General features: G+C 66.5%; 21 protein-coding genes and 1 pseudogene. 8 read left to right on the top strand and 14 right to left on the bottom strand.

The genetic code is table 11. The annotated features are described in order from the left end of the window. Positions 1-78: 78 nt before the first annotated feature. The gene (locus LGM89_RS21200) at positions 79-636 is read right to left on the bottom strand and encodes an SOS response-associated peptidase family protein (protein WP_226273798.1); all 558 of its coding nucleotides are present in this window, start codon (positions 634-636) and stop codon (positions 79-81) included. Positions 637-691: 55 nt separating this feature from the next. Between LGM89_RS21200 and mutS the strand changes: the two genes are divergently transcribed. Both mutS and LGM89_RS21210 read left to right on the top strand, forming a co-directional pair. Beyond that, entirely contained in the window at positions 692-3,355 is a 2,664-nt protein-coding gene (gene mutS, locus LGM89_RS21205) for a DNA mismatch repair protein MutS (protein ID WP_226273799.1), read from the top strand. Further along, a complete protein-coding gene (locus LGM89_RS21210) occupies positions 3,336-4,607 on the top strand; it encodes a hypothetical protein (RefSeq protein ID WP_226273800.1) in 1,272 nt (423 codons plus the stop codon). Before mutS ends, LGM89_RS21210 begins: the two co-directional genes overlap by 20 nt. Here LGM89_RS21210 and LGM89_RS21215 read toward each other — a convergent pair. Next, entirely contained in the window at positions 4,587-5,129 is a 543-nt protein-coding gene (locus LGM89_RS21215; RefSeq protein ID WP_059554208.1) for an FKBP-type peptidyl-prolyl cis-trans isomerase, read from the bottom strand. The genes LGM89_RS21210 and LGM89_RS21215 overlap by 21 nt on opposite strands. Positions 5,130-5,161: 32 nt before the next feature. Here LGM89_RS21215 and LGM89_RS21220 point away from each other — a divergent pair, with 32 nt between their 5' ends. The 3 genes and pseudogenes from LGM89_RS21220 to LGM89_RS21225 all read left to right on the top strand — a co-directional run bounded on the left by LGM89_RS21220 (position 5,162) and on the right by LGM89_RS21225 (position 6,878). Further along, on the top strand, positions 5,162-6,382 hold the full coding sequence (locus LGM89_RS21220) for a cupin domain-containing protein (protein WP_226273858.1): 1,221 nt from the start codon (positions 5,162-5,164) through the stop codon (positions 6,380-6,382). Between the two features lie 56 nt (positions 6,383-6,438). Then, positions 6,439-6,685, top strand: a pseudogene (locus LGM89_RS37330) (hypothetical protein). Next, the gene (locus tag LGM89_RS21225) at positions 6,615-6,878 is read left to right on the top strand and encodes a hypothetical protein (RefSeq protein ID WP_021162672.1); all 264 of its coding nucleotides are present in this window, start codon (positions 6,615-6,617) and stop codon (positions 6,876-6,878) included. The pseudogene LGM89_RS37330 and the gene LGM89_RS21225 overlap by 71 nt, the downstream one beginning before the upstream one ends. A gap of 113 nt (positions 6,879-6,991) precedes the next feature. Here the strand turns inward: LGM89_RS21225 and LGM89_RS21230 are convergent, their stop codons facing one another. The 10 genes from LGM89_RS21230 to LGM89_RS21275 all read right to left on the bottom strand — a co-directional run bounded on the left by LGM89_RS21230 (position 6,992) and on the right by LGM89_RS21275 (position 16,062). After that, entirely contained in the window at positions 6,992-7,768 is a 777-nt protein-coding gene (locus tag LGM89_RS21230; protein WP_226273801.1) for an MBL fold metallo-hydrolase, read from the bottom strand. A gap of 4 nt (positions 7,769-7,772) precedes the next feature. Next, complete coding sequence (bamC, locus tag LGM89_RS21235; RefSeq protein WP_089456463.1) at positions 7,773-8,918, bottom strand: outer membrane protein assembly factor BamC; 1,146 nt, start codon at positions 8,916-8,918, stop codon at positions 7,773-7,775. Between the two features lie 111 nt (positions 8,919-9,029). After that, the gene (gene dapA, locus LGM89_RS21240; RefSeq protein ID WP_011352532.1) at positions 9,030-9,935 is read right to left on the bottom strand and encodes a 4-hydroxy-tetrahydrodipicolinate synthase; all 906 of its coding nucleotides are present in this window, start codon (positions 9,933-9,935) and stop codon (positions 9,030-9,032) included. A 48-nt stretch (positions 9,936-9,983) separates the two neighbouring features. After that, entirely contained in the window at positions 9,984-10,586 is a 603-nt protein-coding gene (locus LGM89_RS21245) for a class I SAM-dependent methyltransferase (protein WP_089495148.1), read from the bottom strand. Positions 10,587-10,594: 8 nt separating this feature from the next. Further along, a complete protein-coding gene (locus LGM89_RS21250; RefSeq protein WP_011352534.1) occupies positions 10,595-11,797 on the bottom strand; it encodes a tryptophan--tRNA ligase in 1,203 nt (400 codons plus the stop codon). Between the two features lie 8 nt (positions 11,798-11,805). After that, positions 11,806-12,468, bottom strand: coding sequence for a site-2 protease family protein (locus LGM89_RS21255; protein ID WP_089495149.1), 663 nt, complete (start codon positions 12,466-12,468; stop codon positions 11,806-11,808). Between the two features lie 49 nt (positions 12,469-12,517). After that, the gene (locus LGM89_RS21260; RefSeq protein WP_226273802.1) at positions 12,518-13,150 is read right to left on the bottom strand and encodes an L-threonylcarbamoyladenylate synthase; all 633 of its coding nucleotides are present in this window, start codon (positions 13,148-13,150) and stop codon (positions 12,518-12,520) included. A gap of 73 nt (positions 13,151-13,223) precedes the next feature. Next, positions 13,224-14,054, bottom strand: a complete 831-nt coding sequence (locus LGM89_RS21265; protein ID WP_226273803.1) for a 3',5'-nucleoside bisphosphate phosphatase — start codon at positions 14,052-14,054, stop codon at positions 13,224-13,226. An 81-nt stretch (positions 14,055-14,135) separates the two neighbouring features. Continuing rightward, positions 14,136-15,026: an alpha/beta fold hydrolase gene (locus LGM89_RS21270; RefSeq protein ID WP_089425744.1), complete on the bottom strand. Its 891-nt coding sequence runs from the start codon at positions 15,024-15,026 to the stop codon at positions 14,136-14,138. Positions 15,027-15,204: 178 nt separating this feature from the next. Continuing rightward, entirely contained in the window at positions 15,205-16,062 is an 858-nt protein-coding gene (locus LGM89_RS21275; RefSeq protein ID WP_226273804.1) for a ferritin-like domain-containing protein, read from the bottom strand. A 149-nt stretch (positions 16,063-16,211) separates the two neighbouring features. Between LGM89_RS21275 and LGM89_RS21280 the strand changes: the two genes are divergently transcribed. From LGM89_RS21280 to LGM89_RS21290, 3 genes are all read left to right on the top strand, one after another. Further along, positions 16,212-16,736 (top strand): gamma carbonic anhydrase family protein, encoded by a 525-nt coding sequence (locus LGM89_RS21280; RefSeq protein ID WP_071334714.1) that lies wholly within the window; start codon positions 16,212-16,214, stop codon positions 16,734-16,736. 25 nt (positions 16,737-16,761) lie between these two features. Beyond that, positions 16,762-17,712, top strand: a complete 951-nt coding sequence (gene hslO, locus LGM89_RS21285) for an Hsp33 family molecular chaperone HslO (RefSeq protein WP_089440497.1) — start codon at positions 16,762-16,764, stop codon at positions 17,710-17,712. Between the two features lie 134 nt (positions 17,713-17,846). Beyond that, positions 17,847-18,206 carry a hypothetical protein gene (locus LGM89_RS21290; protein WP_089473144.1) on the top strand — a complete coding sequence of 120 codons (360 nt, stop codon included), beginning with the start codon at positions 17,847-17,849 and terminating at the stop codon, positions 18,204-18,206. A 90-nt stretch (positions 18,207-18,296) separates the two neighbouring features. Here LGM89_RS21290 and ftsB read toward each other — a convergent pair whose 3' ends face one another. Both ftsB and eno read right to left on the bottom strand, forming a co-directional pair. Beyond that, entirely contained in the window at positions 18,297-18,722 is a 426-nt protein-coding gene (ftsB, locus tag LGM89_RS21295; RefSeq protein ID WP_046546044.1) for a cell division protein FtsB, read from the bottom strand. An 81-nt stretch (positions 18,723-18,803) separates the two neighbouring features. Further along, the gene (eno, locus tag LGM89_RS21300; RefSeq protein WP_011352544.1) at positions 18,804-20,087 is read right to left on the bottom strand and encodes a phosphopyruvate hydratase; all 1,284 of its coding nucleotides are present in this window, start codon (positions 20,085-20,087) and stop codon (positions 18,804-18,806) included. Positions 20,088-20,113 lie beyond the last annotated feature (26 nt).

A 20,113-nucleotide genomic window follows, 5' to 3' on the forward strand; every position in this document is an offset into this window, starting at 1 on the left:
TGGTCGAGGCACTTTACCACTTGCTGAGGACCACAATCGCGAAACCGCAAGCAGGCTAGAGGCGGGACGGCGTAAAAGTCACTTTGGCATCACTGCCATCTCATCCGCCGGATAGAGATGCAGCATCGTGCGGGCAGCCTCAATGTTCTTCGTGTGCAGCCACTCGTCATAATCAGCTGGGCGCAATATGACCACTGACCTCTTTTCGTCGCCGGGCTTGTGCATATGCCCCATCACGCCATGACCGTCCGCGTTGACGGTCATCATTGTCATGCCGATCAGCGAGCGACCGTCCTCGCCTTCGTAACGCCGCCAGATGCTGGCGACGCAATACGACTGCCAATCTGTAAGCCCGATCCTCTGCCAGACATTTCGGCCCGTTTCGTAACAGGGCTCGTATATCCATCGTGCCAGGATCAAGCAGCGCTGCCCAGCTCGCCACGCCTTGCCATACAGCCGGGACTCACCGACTGTTTCTGAACGGGCGTCGACCGTGTCGAGCTTTTTCCGCTTCTTGCCGTTGTCGTCGACGCGCTCCCGCTGCATAAACTTCGGCCAGAATCCGAACACCGCCTTGACGATGCCAAGGCCATCCCGGTCATCCGCATCCGACCAAACGGCCAACTTCGCGCCCACACATGAAGCCACTGGTAAACTCGGGCAACCAAAGCAACAACTTCACGCCTGACTTATGACCACGCTGTCGCCCGACGCCTTCGCCGGCCATACTCCGATGATGCAGCAGTACCTGCGCATCAAGGCCGACCATCCCGACACGCTTGTCTTCTACCGGATGGGCGACTTCTACGAGCTGTTCTTCGAAGACGCCGAGAAAGCCGCACGCCTGCTCGACCTGACCCTCACGCAACGCGGTGCCACCGCCGGCACGCCGATCAAGATGGCCGGCGTACCGCATCACGCGGTCGAGCAGTATCTTGCGAAGCTCGTGAAGATGGGCGAATCGGTCGCGATCTGCGAGCAGATCGGCGATCCCGCCACGTCGAAGGGCCCCGTCGAGCGCAAGGTCGTGCGCGTCGTCACGCCCGGCACGCTGACCGATGCCGCGCTGCTGTCCGACAAGAACGACGTCTACCTGCTCGCGATGTGCACGGGCCACAACAAGCGCGGCGTCGCGGTGAACATCGGCCTTGCGTGGCTGAACCTCGCCAGCGGCGCGCTGCGGCTCGCCGAAATCGAACCCGATCAGCTCGCGGCCGCGCTCGAGCGCATCCGGCCGGCCGAGATCCTCACACCGGACGGCGCGACCGACGCCGTGCCGGCCGGCGCCGGCGCCGGCGCAAGCAAGCGCGTGCCGGCATGGCACTTCGACATCGCGTCGGGCACGCAGCGCCTGTGCGACCAGCTCGATGTCGCGAGCCTCGACGGTTTCGGTGCGCATTCGCTCACGAGCGCGTGCGGCGCAGCCGGCGCGCTGCTGCTCTATGCGGCCGCCACGCAGGGCCAGCAACTGCGACACGTGCGCAGCCTGAAGGTCGAGAACGAAACGGAGTACATCGGTCTCGATCCGGCCACGCGCCGCAACCTCGAACTGACCGAGACGTTGCGCGGCACCGAGTCGCCGACGCTGTATTCGCTGCTCGACACGTGCTGCACGACGATGGGCAGTCGCCTGCTGCGGCACTGGCTGCATCACCCGCCGCGCGCGTCAGTCGCCGCGCAGTCGCGCCAGCAGGCGATCGGCGCGCTGCTCGATGCACCGGCCAACGCAAGCCTCGATGCGCTGCGCAGCGCGCTGCGCCAGATCGCCGACGTCGAGCGGATCACCGGGCGTCTCGCCCTGCTGTCCGCGCGCCCGCGCGACCTGTCGAGCCTGCGCGACACGTTCGCGGCGCTGCCGGCACTGCGCGAGCGCATCAGCGCGATCGTCGCGAACGCGGACGCACTCACCCGCGTCGACGCAGCACTCGCACCGCCCGCCGAATGCCTCGACCTGCTGACGAGCGCGATTGCGCCCGAGCCGGCCGCGATGGTGCGCGACGGTGGTGTCATCGCGCGCGGCTACGACGCCGAACTCGACGAGCTGCGCGACATCTCGGAGAACTGCGGGCAGTTCCTGATCGATCTCGAAGCGCGCGAGCGTACGCGCACCGGCATCGCGAACCTGCGCGTCGAATACAACAAGGTGCACGGCTTCTACATCGAGGTCACGCGCGGCCAGACCGACAAGGTGCCCGACGACTACCGCCGGCGCCAGACGCTGAAGAACGCCGAGCGCTACATCACGCCCGAACTGAAAACCTTCGAGGACAAGGCGCTGTCCGCCCAGGAACGCGCACTGGCGCGCGAGCGCGCGCTGTACGACGCAGTGCTGCAGGCGCTGCTGCCGTTCATCCCCGAGTGCCAGCGCGTCGCGTCGGCGCTCGCCGAACTCGACCTGCTCGCCGCATTCGCCGAACGCGCCCGCGCGCTCGACTGGGTCGCACCGACCTTCACCGACGAAATCGGCATCGAAATAGAACAGGGCCGCCACCCGGTCGTCGAAGCACAGGTCGAACAATTCATCGCGAACGACTGCCGCTTCGGCACCGAGCGCAAGCTGCTGCTGATCACCGGCCCGAACATGGGCGGTAAGTCGACGTTCATGCGGCAGACCGCATTGATCGCGCTGATGGCCTACGTGGGCAGCTACGTGCCGGCCAAGTCGGCATGCTTCGGCCCGATCGACCGGATCTTCACACGGATCGGCGCGGCGGACGATCTCGCGGGCGGCCGCTCGACGTTCATGGTCGAGATGACCGAAGCCGCAGCGATCCTCAACGACGCGACGCCGCAAAGCCTGGTGCTGATGGACGAGATCGGCCGCGGCACGTCGACGTTCGACGGCCTCGCGCTCGCATGGGCCATCGCGCGCCACCTGCTGGCGCACAACGCGTGCTACACGCTGTTCGCGACGCACTACTTCGAGCTGACGCAACTGCCGGCCGAATTCCCGCAAGCGACCAACGTCCACCTGTCGGCCGTCGAGCACGGCCACGGCATCGTGTTCCTGCACGCGGTCAACGAAGGCCCGGCCAACCAGAGCTACGGCCTGCAGGTCGCGCAGCTCGCAGGCGTTCCGGCGCCCGTGATCCGCGCCGCGCGCAAGCACCTCGCGTATCTCGAACAGCAGTCGGCGTCGCAGCACACGCCGCAGCTCGACCTGTTCAGCGCGCCGCCGGTGGCCGCCGACGATCTCGAATGCGCAGACGCGCCGGCGCTGCCCGACAGACCGCATCCGGCGCTCGAAAAACTGCGCGACATCGATCCCGACGATCTCAAGCCGCGCGAGGCGCTCGACCTGCTGTACGAACTGCGCACGCTGGTCCGGTCTCACGATGTCGACGGACACGCATAAGCGCATCCCGCGCGGCCTGCCGGCTCGCACGGCCGCCGCGCTCGTCGCGGCGGCGCTCGCGCTCGCGCAGGCCACCGCCCTGGCCGCGCCGCCGAAACGCAGCACGACGCCCTACTCGTTCGCGGTCGTGTCGGGTGTGATCAACGTCCCTGGCGACGAACCGGCCGCCCAGCGGCTGCTCGATGCGATCGCGCGCGAGCGCAACCTCGCATTCGTCGTCTACGCGGGCGATCTCAAGGGTTCGAAGGAAGCGTGCCGCGATGCGCTGTATTCGCAGCGGGGCGCGATCCTGGATGCGGCCCGCGTGCCGCTCGTGTTCATTCCCGGCCACGACGACTGGGTAACGTGCAACACCGCGGCCGGCGGCGGCTACGATCCGGTCGAGCGGCTCGACTTCCTGCGGCAGACGTTGCTCGCCGATTCCGCACTGCCCGACCCGGGCGCACTGCAGATCACGCGGGAAAGCGAAGTCGCACGGTTCCGACCGTATCGGGAAAACGCCCGCTGGATGCGCGACGACATCGTCTACGTCGCGCTCAACGCGCCGGCGCCGAACAACCACTACCTGACGGCCGGCGGCCGCAACGGCGAATTCGAGGACCGCATCATCGCGAACGGTTTCTGGATCGACCACGCGGCCGAATACGCGAAGCGGCGCGAGGCACGCGCGATGGTGGTGATGTTCGAAGGCGATCCGCAGTTCGAACGCTATGAACGCGCGGAACGCTTCGCATGGCTGCGTTTCAACCGGCCGCGCGTGCGCGACGGCTTCCGTGAGCTGAAACGAACGCTGGTGAAGGCGGCGGCGACGTTCCGCGGCCCGATACTCGTGATGCACGCGAGCAGCGAACCGCTTGCGAGCGGTTTTCTGATCGACCGCCCGCTGCGTGCAGATGACGGTGAACTGGTGGGTAATGTGACGCGCGTCGCGATCGGACCGCGCCATCCGACGAATCAGTGGGTCAAGGTGAGCGTGTCGCCGGCCCGGCAGACGATCTTCAACGTGAGCCTGCAGGAGGTGCCGAAGAACCTGCCCGTGCCGCCCGCGCTGCCGCTCGTGCCGCGTGACGACGTGCCGCTGCCGCAGATGCCGGAAATCCCTGCGTTGCCGGCGCTGCCCGACTCGTCGTCGGTCGCGCCGCCATTGCAGGGTGACGGCGCCGCACCGGGCGGCGCGTCGTGGCCGGCGCCCGCCCCTGCGTCGGGGCCGGCACCCGGCTTGCCTGCGAGCTCAGTGCAGGGTACGCCCTGACGGCGCTTCGCCGTCTTCGTCGTCGTCCTCGTCGACGATCTCGAGCCCTTCCGCACCATGTGCGTGCTCATGCTCGATTTCGTCTTCGGTGGCTTCGCGAACGTCCTTCACGGTGAGCGCGAAACGCAGCGCCATGCCTGCCAGCGGGTGATTGCCGTCGAGCACGACCTTGTCTTCGGCGACGTCGGTGACCGTGTAGATCAGCGAATCGACTTCCTCGTCGCCGTCTTCCGGCGTGCCTTCGAACTGCATGCCCACTTCGAGCGGCTCGGGAAAACGATCGCGCGGCTCGATCTTCACGAGTTCGGGATCGTAGTCGCCGAACGCGTCCTGCGGCTCGAGCTGAACCTGCGCCTCGTAGCCCGGCTCATGGCCGTCGAGCTGTTCCTCGATCTTGGGGAACGTGCCATCATAGCCGCCGTGCAGATAGACCATCGGCTCGTCGCTTTCCTCGATCAGATTGCCCTGTGCGTCCGACAGCTTGTAAGTGACCGACACGACGGTGTTTTTTGCGATTTTCATCCAATTCTCCCAAATACAAGTCTCATTATACGATGCGCAACCGGTCTCAAGCCGAACCGCGGGATGCCGCTGCCGCCCCGCTCGGCGCGCCGCCTTCCGATCTTCCCACACCGCTGCTCGGCGGTCTTACGCCGGCGCAATTCATGCGCGGCTACTGGCAGAAGAAGCCGCTCCTGATCCGCCAGGCGATCCCCGGCGTCGCGTCGCCGGTCTCGCGCGACGCACTGTTCGAGCTCGCAGCGGACTATGACGCGGAATCGCGACTGATCACCCATTTTCGTAACAAGTGGCAACTTGAGCACGGCCCGTTTGAGCCCGGCTCGCTGCCGGCCGTCACGCGCAAGGCCTGGACCCTGCTCGTGCAGGGTCTCGACCTGCACGTCGATGCGGCGCGCGCACTGCTCGACCGCTTCCGCTTCATCCCCGACGCGCGTCTGGACGACCTGATGATCTCCTATGCGACGGATGGCGGCGGCGTCGGTCCCCACTTCGATTCGTATGACGTATTCCTGCTGCAGGTCGAAGGCCGGCGCCGCTGGCGTATCGGTGCGCAGAAGGATCTGTCGCTGCAACCGGACGTGCCGCTGAAGATCCTCGAAAATTTCGAGCCGAGCGACGAATGGGTGCTGGAACCCGGCGACATGCTCTACCTGCCGCCGCACATCGCGCACGATGGCGTCGCCGAAGGCGAATGCATGACCTGCTCGATCGGCTTCCGGGCCCCGTCCGCCGGCGAGCTGGGCGCCCAGTTCCTGTACTATCTCGCGGAGCGTGGCGGCCTGCGCGACGGTGGCGGCGACGATCTTTACCGCGATCCGAAGCAGCCGGCCGTCGACACGCCCGCCCAGCTGCCTCCGGCGATGGTCGAGCGCGTGGCCGAGATCGTGGACGCGATCCGCTGGCGCAAGCGGGACGTCGCCGAATTCCTCGGCTGCTACCTGAGCGAGCCCAAGCCGAACGTCGTTTTCGACCCGCCCGCGCGCCCGCTGTCCGAGGCCGCGTTCGTCACGCAAGCGTCACGCCGTGGCGTGTGTCTCGACAGAAGGGCCGCATTGATGTATAACGCGCGCTCGTACTTCATTAATGGTGAAGAAGGACCGCTCGAGCAAGCCGGCGAATGGCTGCCCGAACTGGCCAATCAACGCCAGATGGAGGCGAAACGGTTTGTAACACTATCCCGGGTTCCCTCGATGACAGCCTTGTTGCACGAGTGGTATCGTGCGGGCTGGATACGGGTCGGAAACCGGATTTAGTGTGAGTCGCCCCGTATGCCCGTACGGATCAAATTCTGTATGGGAAAGACAACGTATTGACCCCGCATTTGTCGACGGTCGATAGGAAAGTGCATATAATTTCCGCCCAAGCCGTAGGGAAGATTCACGCTCTAAGAAGTGCATCTCCACCAGCGGCCCAGGTCGGTGTTGGAGCACATTACCGGTATTGTTTCGCGCTGTTGCTTACCTTTAACCATAAAAGGACGTGATCATGAAGAAATCCCTCCTCGTAGCTTCCCTGTTGGCTGCTGTTGCACTGGCTGCTTGCAACAAGAGCGCTGATCAAGCTGCTTCGTCGGCTGCAAGCGACGCGGCTGCTGCTGCTTCGTCGGCTGCTTCGGCAGTTGCTGGTGCTGCGAGCGACGCTTCGGCTGCTGCTTCGTCGGCAACGGCTGCTGCGAGCGACGCTGCTGCTGCAGTGGCGTCGGCTGCTTCGGCAGCGACGGCTGCTCCGGCTTCGGGCGCAAGCCAGTAAGCCTCAGCGTCAGCTGAAAAAAAACCGGCCCGAGGGCCGGTTTTTTTACGTCTGTCGTTTCAGCGTCTATCGCACGGCAGTCGCACCGGGCCGCCGCAGCGGCCCTGCCCCGCTCATCCGAGCGCCAGCCAGTCGAAGCCCGCGTCCTGCGTGGCCACGACCACGTCGTCCCCGCTCGTCCCCAGTACACCGCCAAACGCCTGGCGGACCAGTTCCGGCAGGTTGTTCTGCTGGCTCAGGTGCGCGGCGACCAGGTGCTTGAGGCGGCTGCGCTCCAGCGACGCGAGGATGTCCGCTGCGGCGTCATTGCTCAGGTGGCCGTGGTTGCCGCCGATACGCGCCTTCAGCGACTGCGGATAGCGGCTCGAGGCCAGCATCGCGGTATCGTGGTTGGATTCGAGCACCAGCGCGTCACAGCCGCTCAGGACGGCCGTGATGTGCGGCGTGGCCATCCCGACGTCCGTCAGCACGCCGAGCCGGCTGGCGCCGTCCATAAAGACGAACTGGAGCGGCTCACGCGCGTCATGAGGGACGGTATAGGGCATCACGGCCAGATCGCGGATCGCGGCCGTCTCGTCGCCCCACAGCACATTTAGATCGACATCGGCCTCGTCCGCGCCAACCGCGCGCGCGGTGCCCCAGCTCATGTAGAGCGGCAGCGATCCGCGGCGGGCGAGCGTCAACGCGCTGCCGACGTGGTCGCTGTGTTCGTGGGTGATGAGGATCGCATCGAGATCGCCGATGCAGAGATTCAGTCGGCCGAGCCGGCGCTCGACCTCCTTGGCGGAAAAGCCGCAGTCGAGCAGCACGCGGGTGGTCGTCGTGCCGCTCGAGGCCTCGACGACCAGCGCGTTGCCTTCGCTGCCGCTTCCGAGGCTGGAGAATCGCACGCGCTTAGTTCAGCTGCGCGTGGAGCAGCGAAATGATCCGCTGCGCGTCCGACGAGTTGTCGACCTGGCCGTTCGCGCCGACCACCGCAACCTGCGTACTGCCGTTGCCCTGTGCGCGCACGTTGACGAGGTACTCCTTGCCCGGCTTCGCGGCCGACGGACCGCCATAGAACAGCTTGCCGAACAGGCCGTCGCGCTTGAGCTCTTCCATCGTGTTCGCATAGCGCACGGTGTACACGCCCTTCTCGCGATCACGATTGTCGACCGCGAAGTTGGTGCGGTCGAGCGCCAGGCCCACGCGCAGCCATGCGCGGTCGAACGACTCGGCCAGTTGCAGCGTCGCCCCGCCGCTGCTCGTGTCGCTGACCTGCGCCGGCGCCGTCGCGGGACGGGCATCGGTCAGCAGCTGCTTCGCCTGCGCATCGGTCAGGCCGAACTTCTGCATCAGCTTCGACAGGAATACGGCTTCGAGCACCGGATTGCGCGGACGCTCTTCCCAGCGCGACGACGTGCCGCCCTGCGGGCCGACCATCATTTCCTCCATCGCGCTGTGCGTGATCGAGATATCGGTGTTGCCGTCCGACGTGCGGTTCACGAGCGTACGGAAGCGGTCGCGCGTGCCGGACGAGTACGCGAAATCGATGACTTTGCCGATCGTACGGCGGAACCAGTCGTCGGGGATGTTCGCGCGGTTTTCAGCCCAGTCGGTGGCCATGATGCCCGTCGACGGCGCATCGGTCTTCAGCGAGAAGCCGTTCTCCTGCCAGAACTCCTTCAGGATCGGCCACAGCTGCTCGGGCGTGCGGCCATCGACGACGAGCCAGCGGCGGTCGCCGTCGCGCTCGATGTGCATGCCGAGCGGATCCTGCGCGCTCGGGATGCCGTCGGTCGCGTTGCCCGCCTGCGTCGTGACACGCGGCGGCAGCGTGCCGAGGCCCGCGTTGCTCGGCGGCGCGACGAACTGCTGCGTCGTCGGCACCGGCTTCAGGTCGCTCGGCACCGCGAGCGGCGGCGCCGAACCGGTGTTCTTGTAGTTGACCCGGTCAGGGGCCAGGTAGTCGTTCAGCGTATCGCAGCCAGCGAGCGCGCCCAGCGCCAGCGCCACCACCGACATCTGGATGGCGCGAGAGGAAAAGGCGAAACGTTTCATGAAATCCTTCGTCTTGCTAGAACGCTCGTCAGGAGCGGCGCCGGACGGAGCCGGCCGGTGCGGGTTGATCAGGGTTCGAGCCGGCGGCCGCAGGACGCGGCCGCCTCGGCATCAGGCGAGGACGCCGGCCTCGACGAGGGCCGAACGCACGGCTTCGTGGCAGCGCTCGTCGAGCGCCGTGAGCGGCAGCCGGATGCCGCCCTGCATCTTGCCCATCGCCTGCAGCGCCCACTTCACCGGAATCGGGTTCGCTTCGATGAACAGGTTCTTGTGCAGCGACAGCAGCTTCATGTGCAGCGCGCGAGCCGTCTGTACGTCGCCGGCCAGCGCCGCGCGGCACAGGTCGCTCATCGCGCGCGGTGCGACGTTCGCCGTGACCGAGATATTGCCGTGGCCGCCGAGCAGCATCAGCGCGATCGCGGTCGGATCGTCGCCGCTGTAGATCGCGAAATGCTTCGGCGCGGCCTTGATCAGGTGCGCGGCGCGATCGATGTTGCCGGTCGCTTCCTTCACGCCGATGATGCCCGGGACTTCCGCGAGGCGCAGCGTCGTCTCGTTCGCCATGTCGGCCACCGTGCGACCCGGCACGTTGTACAGGATCACCGGCAGGTCGACCGCTTCGGCGATCGTCTTGAAGTGACGGTACATGCCTTCCTGCGTCGGCTTGTTGTAGTACGGCACGACCTGCAGCGTCGCGTCCGCGCCGACAGCCTTCGCGTGCTTCGTCAGCTCGATCGCCTCGGCGGTCGAGTTGCCGCCCGCGCCCGCGATGATCGGGATGCGTTTCGCCGCATGCTCGACCGCCGTGCGGATCATCAGGATGTGCTCTTCGACGTTGAGCGTTGCCGACTCGCCGCTCGTACCGACCACGACCAGCGCATCGGTGCCTTCCGCGATGTGCCAGTCGATCAGTTTGCGAAACGCCGGCAGGTCGAGACTGCCGTCTTCGAGCATCGGGGTGACGATCGCGGGGATGCTGCCGCGGATTTGAATGCCGTCTTGGGTGCCGTTAGCCATGAAACGCGAATGAGATTATGTACCGGTAAACATTGAGATTGTAGCGGATTAGCCGGGCAGTTCGTAACGTGGAATTCCCGCCCCCGCCTTCGGGGTCGCGCCCTCGCGCACTGCGCAGAGACGCTGGACGAACGCCTCGCGCGGCGCGGCGACGAACCCGTCCTCGTACGCAACCACCCGCAGGCGGCCGTGCACGGCGTCCAGCAGCTCGCCCGGGGCGAGCAGGAACGCGGGGTTGGACGGTTTCCCGACCGTTTCGTTTCCTTGCGCGAAGGTTTCGTAGATCAGCACGCCGCCCGGCGCCACCGCATCGAGCAGATGGGGCCAGAGCGGACGGTGCAGATAATTCGTGACCACCACCGCCGCAAACTGCTCGCCGGCCGGCAACGGCCACGGCGCGCCTTCGAGATCGGCGTCACGGGCATCGACGCCCGGAATCGAACGCAACGCGGCCAGCGCGGCCGGGTCGCGGTCGAGTGCGACGACCGGATGGCCGTGCGACGCGAACCCGCGCGCATGGCGGCCGCCGCCCGCGGCGACATCGAGCACCGCGCCGCCCGGCGACACGAGCCGCGACCATTGCGCGACCCAGCGCGACGGCTCGGCCTGGGCGACGTGGCCACCCGCGGCGGCAATGACGGATGCGCTCATGCGGTCGATCAGTTGTACGACAGGCCCATCGCGTCACGCACGTCGCGCATCGTTTCCGTCGCGTACTTGCGCGCCTTGTCGCAACCGTCCGCGACGATCGCGCGCAGCAGCGACGGGTCGTCCATGTACTTCTGCGCGCGCTCGAGCATCGGCTGCTGTTCGCGCAGGATGCCTTCGACGACCGGCTGCTTGCAGTCGAGGCAGCCGATGCCCGCCGAACGGCAGCCTTTCTGCACCCAGTCGTGCGTCGCCTCGTCGGTATAGACCTGGTGCAGTTGCCACACCGGGCACTTGTCGGGATCGCCCGGATCGGTGCGGCGCACGCGCGCGGGGTCGGTCGGCATCGTGCGGACCTTCTTCGTGATCGTCTCGGCGTCTTCGCGCAGGCCGATCGTGTTGCCGTACGACTTGGACATCTTCTGCCCGTCGAGGCCCGGCATCCGCGATGCTTCGGTGAGCAGCGCCTGCGGCTCGACGAGAATGATCTTGCGCGCGCCTTCGAGATAGCCGAACAGGCGCTCGCGGTCGCTCATCGACAGGCTCTGCGATTCCTGCAGCATCGCGCGCGCCTGTTCGAGCGCCTCGTCGTCGCCCTCCTGCTGATACGCGTTGCGCAGCTCGTGATAGAGCTTCGCGCGCTTGCCGCCGAGCTTCTTCGCGGCATCGAGCGCCTTCTCCTCGAAACCCGGCTCGCGACCGTACAGGTAGTTGAAGCGGCGCGCGATCTCGCGCGTCATCTCGACGTGCGGCACCTGGTCTTCACCGACTGGCACGAGTGAGCCGCGATACAGCAGGATGTCGGCCGCCATCAGCACCGGATAACCGAGGAAGCCGTAGGTCGACAGATCCTTGTCTTTCAGCTTCTCCATCTGCTCCTTGTAGGTCGGCACGCGTTCGAGCCAGCCGAGCGGCGTGCTCATGCCGAGCAGCAGCGCGAGTTCGGCGTGCTCCGGCACCTTGCTCTGGATGAACAGCGTGGCCTGCGCCGGATCGATGCCGGATGCGAGCCAGTCGATCAGCACGTCCCACACGTTCTTCTCGATGACCTCGGGAGTCTCGTAGTGCGTCGTCAGCGCATGCCAGTCGACGACGCAGAAGAAGCACGGGTACTCGGACTGCAGCTTCACCCAGTTTTTCAGCACGCCGTGGTAGTGACCGAGGTGCAGCGACCCGGTGGGTCGCATGCCGGAGAAAATACGTTCAGGGAACATGATTGTCGTTAGAGAAGCGAGGCGAATGGGGACAGGATGGCGCTCAGGACGGCGTAGCCGACGTTGACGAGCGGGCGCAGCCAGAAATTCGTCAGCACGCCCGTCGCGACCAGCGCGAGGACGATGATGAAACCGTACGGCTCGATGCGCGACAGCGCGATCGATTGCTTCGTCGGCAGCAGCGCCGCCAGGATGCGGCCGCCGTCGAGCGGCGGCAGCGGAAACAGGTTCAGCACGCCGAGCACGAGGTTCGCGCTGACGCCGGCAAACGCCATCCGCGTGAAGAACGGCTCGTCGATGCCGACGGCCGGCAGCACGAGGGTCAGCACGCCCCAGATCAGCGCTTGCACGAAGTTGCAGGCCGGGCCTGCGAGCGATACCCACAGGCTGCCCCAGCGCGGATCGCGCAGGTTGCCGAACGACACCGGCACCGGCTTCGCATAGCCGAACAGGAACGCGCCGCCCGTCAGGAAATACATCACGAGCGGAATCGCGATCGTGCCGAGCGGATCGATGTGACGCATCGGGTTGAACGACACGCGCCCCATCATGTAGGCGGTGTTGTCGCCGAGCAGGCGGGCGGCGTAGCCATGCGCGGCCTCGTGCAGCGTGATCGCGAAGATCACGGGCAGCGCGTAGACGGCGATGGTCTGTATCAGGGAAGCATCCATATCGCGTTATTGTAACAAGCGCACTCGCGCAAAAAATGGAACGGCGCGCTTACGCGGCCGAGAGTCCGAACGGTTCGAGCGCGCCGCGCCCCGCGCGCACGAGCTCGGGCTCGTCGCCGGTCAGGTCGATCACCGTCGACGGCTCGCGCGGGCACGCGCCACCGTCGATCACGAGGTCGACCTGCTTTTCGAGCCGCTCGCGGATTTCGTCGGGATCGTTCAGCGGCTCGTCGTCCGGCGGCAGGATCAGCGTCGTGCCGAGCAGCGGCTGGCCGAGCGATTCGAGCAACGCGAGCGTGATCGCGTGATCGGGCACGCGCAGCCCGATCGTCTTGCGCGACGGGTGCGACAGCCGGCGCGGCACTTCCTTCGTCGCCTGCAGGATGAAGACGTACGGGCCCGGCGTCACCGACTTGATCTGCCGGTACTGGCGGTTGTCGACCATCGCGAAGTTGGCGAGCTCCGACAGGTCGCGCACGAGCAGCGACAGGTGCTGCTTCTCGTCGAGGACGCGAATCCGGCGCACGCGCTCGACCGCATCCTTGTCGTCGAGATGGCACGCGAGCGCATAGCTCGAATCGGTCGGCATCGCGATCACGCCGCCCTTGCTGACGATTTCCACGGCCTGCTTGATCAGGCGCGGCTGCGGATTATCCGGGTGAATCCTGAAGAACTGGGACATGGGGGGTCGTAAAGGGGGAAAAGTCGGATGCGCGCGGCCAACAGCAACGCAGGTGGCAGGCCGCCGCCCGGTGTCAGAGCCAGCGTTCCCAGACCGGTGTCAGGTCGGGCGGCAACGGCGGCAGGCTGCCGAGCTCGACACGGCCCTCGCCTGGCGCATGGAAATCCGAGCCGCGCGACGCTTCGAAGCCGAAGCGGCGTGCGACGTCCGCGTATTCGCGGTACTGGTCGGGGGTGTGGCTGCCCGTGACGACCTCGATCGCGCGGCCGCCCAGATCGATGAACTCGCCGAAGAACGCGTCGAATTCGACGGGCGTGTAGCGGTAGCGGCCCGGATGCGCGACGATGGCTTCGCCACCCGCCGCCCGAATCCACGCGACGGCGTCGGGCAGCGTCGCCCAGCGGTGCGGGACGAACCCGGGCTTGTCGTCGCCGAGCAGCCGATCGAACACATCGGATGTCGACGTCGCGTGGCCGTTTTCAACGAGGAAGCGGGCGAAGTGCGTGCGCGAGATCAGGTCGGGATTCGACACGTACTTCAACGCACCTTCGTACGCACCGGGAATGCCGAGCGTGGCGAGCTGCTCGCCGATCGCCACCGCGCGCGCCGCGCGGCCGTGGCGCGTGCGGTACAGGCCGTCGACCAGCACCGGATTCGCGGGATCGACATTCAGGCCGACGATGTGCACGGTGCGCGATGCCCACGTGACCGAAATCTCGACGCCGCTCAGGTAGCGCATGCCCAGCGCTTCCGCTTCGCTGCGCGCCGCTGCCTGGCCGCCGATCTCGTCGTGGTCGGTCAGCGCCCACAGGGTCACGCCGCCGGCATGAGCGCGGCGCGCGACGTCGGCAGGCGGCAGCAACCCGTCGGAAACATTCGAATGGCAGTGGAGATCGGCGTTCATTGTCGGCATGGCAGGTAAGGCTTCATTCTACTGCAACGCGGCAATGCGCCGCCCGCGTGCCCCGCCGCCGCCGCCGCGCGCTTACGCGCAGAACGCCTCGATCAGCGCCGCGATCTGCTCGGGCTGGTCGTGATGCACCATGTGGCCGGCGTCCTCGACGAGCTTCTCGCGCCAGTCGGGGAACGCGTTGAAGCGCGCCTTGAATTCCGGCAGCGGGATGTCGCCCGCGATGTGGGCCAGCGTCGGCGAATTGACGGCTTCGACGTGCAGCACCTTCGCGCGCACCTGCGCCCAGGTGGCCATCACTTCGTCGAGCCGGTACAGCTGCGGCCCCGGCATCTTGTGCGCGGGGTCGGCCAGCAGGTGGTACTGGCCGTCGTCGCCACGCTTCGACCAGTGCGCGGCGAGGAACGCCGCACGGCGCGGGTCGAGCCGCGGATTGGTCTTGATCAGGCGCGCCGCCACGTCGTCGAGGGACGCGTAAGGGCGCAGCACGGGCGGTTCGCGCAACTCGTCCAGCCAGCCGCGCAACCGGCGCGGCGCCTGCTCGGCCCGCGCGGGCGCCAGCCCGAAACCCTCGAGATCGACCACGCGCCGCACGCGCTCCGGCCGCGCGCCGGCATACAGGCACACGACGTTCGCGCCCATGCTGTGCCCGACCAGGTTGACTTCGCCGGCCGGCGCATAGTGGTCGACGAGTGCATCGAGGTCGCCCAGGTACTCGTGGAACCAGTAATGCCCGCCGCCCTGCCGCGCGACCGGCCAGTCGGACAGCCCGAAACCGCGCGCATCGGGCGCGATCACCTGCCAGTCGCCCGCGAGCGCATCGACAACGAACTGGAACGATGCCGAGACGTCCATCCAGCCATGCAGCATGAACAGCGTGGGCGCATCGGGCCGGCCCCAGCGCCGGACATGCAGCTGGACGCCGCGCACCGTGACGAAATCGGAAACAGAACTCGATGCACTCATTGCAGCCGCCAGAAAAAAGAATGATCGTTCGATTATAGCGGCGACGCCCTCTTTCCGGCGTCCGGCAATCGAGGCGCCGCTCTAGCGGTGCGCGTACGCCAGGGGCCGGGAGAAGCGCCATGTCCCGGGCACCCGGGACGGCGGGCGGCACGTCGAAGCGCGGCCGAACGCGAGCCGGCTAGCGTGGCGCGTTGCCGTCCGCCATGTCCTGCGCGGCCAGTTCGTCGAGTTCGGCCTGCTCGAATCCGGCATCGCGGCGTGCATCGAAATTGAACGGGCCACGCAGCCGCGGCGCATGGTATTGCTCGGCGAGCTGCCGGTAGGTCGGCACGGGATCGCGGCCGGCTTCGTCGCACAGATGCCGGAACCAGCGGTTGCCGATCGCGACATGGCCGATTTCGTCGCGCAGGATCACGTCGAGGATCGCGGCCGACGCATCGTCGCCCGCCTGCACGAGCCGCGCGCGGATCGGCGGCGACGCGTCGAGCCCGCGGGCCTCGAGCGTGCGCGGCACGAGCGCCATGCGCGCCAGCACGTCGCCCTTGGTCCGTTCGCACATCTCCCACAGGCCGTTGTGCGCGGGAAAATCGCCGTACGCATGCCCGAACGCCGCCAGGCGTTCGGACAGCAGCGTGAAGTGATAGGCCTCCTCGGCCGCCACCTTCAGCCAGTCCGCATAGAACGGGGCCGGCAGGCCCGCGAAGCGCCAGACCGCATCGAGCGCCAGGTTGATCGCATTGAACTCGATATGGGCAAGCGCGTGCAGCAGCACGGCGCGCCCTTCGGGCGAACGCATGCTGCGTCGCTCGAGCTGGCGCGGCTCGACGAGCGGCGGGCGCGCCGGCCGGCCGGGCAGATCGGCCGGCTCGGGCAATTCGAGCGACGGCGCGATCGCCGCCTGCCCGGCCCGCAACGCATCGTGGAGCGCGCGCACCTGGGCGGCCTTGGCTGCGGGTTCGGCGTCACGCAGCGCGGCAAGCGCGGTGCGGCGCACGCAGGTGGACGCATTGCCGAAAGAAGAAGACTCCATGCTCATAAACGGGGACACCCTGCGTGCGCATCGCGGGAGCGCACGCACGCGACGGTTTACAATAGGCGATTGTTCCGCGGCGCAATGCGCATGCGCCGGGCAAACCAGACGCGCCATTCTACCGGCGCCCATCATCGAAGAGACAAGGAGACTCCGTGACGATCTACAAGCTGGGCGATACGGCCCCGACGATCCACGAAAGCGTATTCGTCGCCGATACGGCGGCCATCATCGGCAAGGTCGTGCTCGAGGAGAACGCGAGCGTCTGGTTCGGCGCGACGATTCGCGGCGACAACGAGACGATCACCGTCGGTGCGGGCAGCAACGTCCAGGAAGGCGCGGTCCTGCACACGGACCCCGGCTTTCCGCTGACGATTGCCGAAAACGTGACGATCGGGCATCAGGCCATGCTGCACGGCTGCACGATCGGCGAGGGTTCGCTGGTCGGTATCCAGGCGGTGGTCTTGAATGGAGCGGTAATCGGCCGCAACTGTCTGGTTGGTGCCGGCGCGGTCGTGACGGAAGGCAAGACGTTCCCGGACAACTCGCTGATTCTCGGCGCACCGGCGAAAGTCGTGCGCGAGCTGTCGGCGGAAGACATTGCGCGGCTGCGCACGAACGCGAAGACATACGTCGAGCGGCGTGCGCATTTCAAGGAGCAACTCGTGCGGATCGGGTGATTCGCACGGATTTCAAGGAAGAAGAGTGAGCGACCAGTTACAGAAATTCATGTTCAATGCGGCGCCCGTGCGCGGCGAGATCGTTTCGCTGCGCAATACGTGGCAGGAAGTGCTCGCCCGCCGCGACTACCCTGCCCCGGTGCGCACGATCCTCGGCGAGATGATGGCCGCGTGCGCACTGCTGTCCGCGAACCTGAAATTCAACGGCACCCTGATCATGCAGATCTTCGGCGACGGGCCGGTCCAGATGCTGGTCGTCCAGTGCGGTTCGGATCTGTCGATGCGGGCCACCGCGAAGTTCGCCGGCGACTCCGCCCAGACGATTGGCGACGACACGCGCTTCGCGTCGCTCGTCAACGCGAGCGGCCACGGCCGCTGCGTGATCACGCTCGACCCGGCCGACAAGCTGCCGGGCCAGCAGCCGTACCAGGGCATCGTGCCGCTGAACGGCGTCGACGGCCCGCTTGAATCCGTCTCGCAGGTGCTCGAGCATTACATGCATCACTCGGAGCAGCTCGACACGCGGATGTGGCTCGCGGCCGATCGCGACCGCGCGGTCGGCATGCTGCTGCAGAAGCTGCCGGGCGACGGCGGCATCGTGCCGCGTAACGCCGAAACCGATACCGATACGTGGGAGCGCGTCTGCACGCTCGGCGGCACGCTGTCCGCGCAGGAACTGCTCGAGGTCGAACCGGAAGTCGTGTTCCGCCGGCTGTTCTGGCAGGAAAACGTGCAGCACTTCGAACCGGCCGGCACGCGCTTCCAGTGCTCGTGCTCGCGCGAGAAGGTCGGCGCGATGCTGCGCATGCTCGGCCGTGAAGAAGTCGACAGCGTGATCGTCGAGCGCGGCCATGTCGAGATTCATTGCGAGTTCTGCAACCAGCGCTATGAATTCGATCCGGTCGATGTCGCGCAGCTGTTCGCGGCACCCGGCGTCGAGACGGGCATTGCGCCCGCGACCGAGCAGCGTCACTGATCAGTGGCCCGATGCCCCCCATCCGGGCACGGGCGCATAATGACGCACGAGCGTCGCACGCAAGGCTCCGGCGCCGAAGTCACGCACTTCGGCGCAAGCCGCTTCCCGTCGTCGGCGCGCTGCAGGAGAAACACATGAGCCCGCTTCATCGTCCGTTCCGCACCATCGTCCTGACGAGCGTTGCCGCCGGCACGCTCGCGCTGGCCGGCTGCGCGATGCCGCCGCCGACTTCCACGATCCTGAGCCGCCTGCCCGAACCCGGTGCATCGGGCGGCCAGCCGCCCGCGCTGTCGAGCGCCGAACGCAAGCGCTATGACGAGATCGACCAGCAGGTGCTGCGCGAACAGAACAGCGCGATGGCAGCCGAGGCCGCCGCGCGCGCATGGGCCTATTACTCGCCGCCGCCGGTGACGGTCTACGGCGGGTATTACGGCGGATGGGGCAATCGCTGGGGCTCGGGCATCAGCTACGGCTACCCGGGATGGTGGTGGTGAGCGTGCATCGCCCAGCCGATTGACTACCGGCAGGAAATAAAAAAGCGCGGCATTTCCCGCGCCTTTTCAATGGGTTCGAGCAATCGTGCATCAGTGATGCGCGGCCTTGCCCTTGTCGCCGCCATGATGCCGCGACGGCTTCGCGATCGACTGCGGATTCGGCACGACACGCACCGGTGCCGCGGAGACGGCGCCGCGCGTCGATGTATTCGACGGCGTGTTGTTCAGCGGAACGGCAGGCGCATTCGGCGACACGAACTGCACGAATACCTCGCCGTCCTTCACCATGCCCATCTCGTAGCGCGCGCGCTCCTCGATGGCTGCGGTGCCGCCCTGCAGATCCTGTACTTCGCCTGCGGTGCGCTCGTTGCGCAGCTTCTCGTCCGCGTTCTTCTGGAGCTGGTCGTCGAGCTGCTGACGCAATTCATGCACCCGCAGCCAGCCGCCGTGTCCCCACCATAGGGGGTACTGAATGAGCGCCAGCAAGGCAATCAGGACGACAGTGACAAGCCGCATGTAAGAACCGCAGATATAAGAAGCGCCGCTCCGCGCACATGCACAGAGCGGCGTCGATATGACGAACCCGATAGTAGCGCGTTAGCGCAGGTTATAGAAAGCCGATTTACCCGGGTAGCTTGCGATGTCGCCGAGATCTTCCTCGATGCGCAGCAGCTGGTTGTACTTCGAGATGCGGTCGCTGCGCGACAGCGAACCCGTCTTGATCTGACCGGCGTTCAGGCCGACCGCGATGTCCGCGATCGTCGAATCTTCCGTTTCGCCCGAGCGGTGCGAGATCACGGCCGTGTAGCCCGCGCGCTTCGCCATTTCGATTGCCGCGAACGTTTCGGTCAGCGTACCGATCTGGTTGATCTTGATGAGGATCGAGTTCGCGATGCCCTTCTCGATGCCTTCCTTCAGGATGCGCGTGTTCGTGACGAACAGATCGTCGCCGACCAGCTGCACCTTCTTGCCGAGGCGATCGGTCAGCAGCTTCCAGCCTTCCCAGTCGCTTTCGTGCATGCCGTCCTCGATCGATACGATCGGGAACTTGTCGGCGAGCGTCGCGAGGTAGTCGGTGAATTCGGCCGACGACAGTTGCAGGCCTTCGCCCGCGAGCTGGTACTTGCCGTCGTGGTAGAACTCGGATGCCGCGCAGTCGAGTGCGAGCAGCACGTCTTCACCGGCACGGTAGCCGGCCTTCTCGATCGCCTGCAGGATCGTCGACAGGCATTCGTCGTTGCTGCCGAAGTTCGGCGCGAAGCCGCCTTCGTCGCCGACTGCCGTGCTCATGCCACGGTCGCTCAGGATCTTCTTCAGTGCGTGGAACACTTCCGCGCCGCAACGCAGGGCTTCACGGAACGTCGGCTGGCTCACCGGGACGATCATGAATTCCTGGATGTCGAGGCTGTTGTTCGCGTGCGCGCCGCCGTTGACGATGTTCATCATCGGCACCGGCAGTTGCATCGCACCCGAACCGCCGAAATAGCGGTACAGCGGCAGGCCGGCCTCTTCGGCGGCTGCCTTCGCGACGGCCATCGACACGGCCAGCATCGCGTTCGCGCCGAGACGCGACTTGTTGTCGGTGCCGTCCAGCTCGAGCAGCGTCTTGTCGAGGAACGCCTGTTCCGACGCGTCGAGGCCCATGATGGCTTCGGAGATTTCGGTGTTGATATGCTCGACTGCCTTCAGCACGCCCTTGCCGTTGTAGCGGCCGGCTTCGCCGTCGCGCAGTTCGATCGCTTCACGCGAGCCGGTGGACGCGCCCGACGGCACCGCCGCGCGGCCCATCGTGCCCGATTCGAGCAGCACGTCGCATTCGACGGTGGGGTTGCCGCGCGAATCCAGAATCTCGCGGCCGATGATATCTACGATTGCACTCATGGGTTTCCTCTGAGAATGACGATGGA

The sequence above is a fragment of the Burkholderia sp. AU31624 genome, from assembly GCF_020420065.1.
Classification (GTDB): domain Bacteria; phylum Pseudomonadota; class Gammaproteobacteria; order Burkholderiales; family Burkholderiaceae; genus Burkholderia.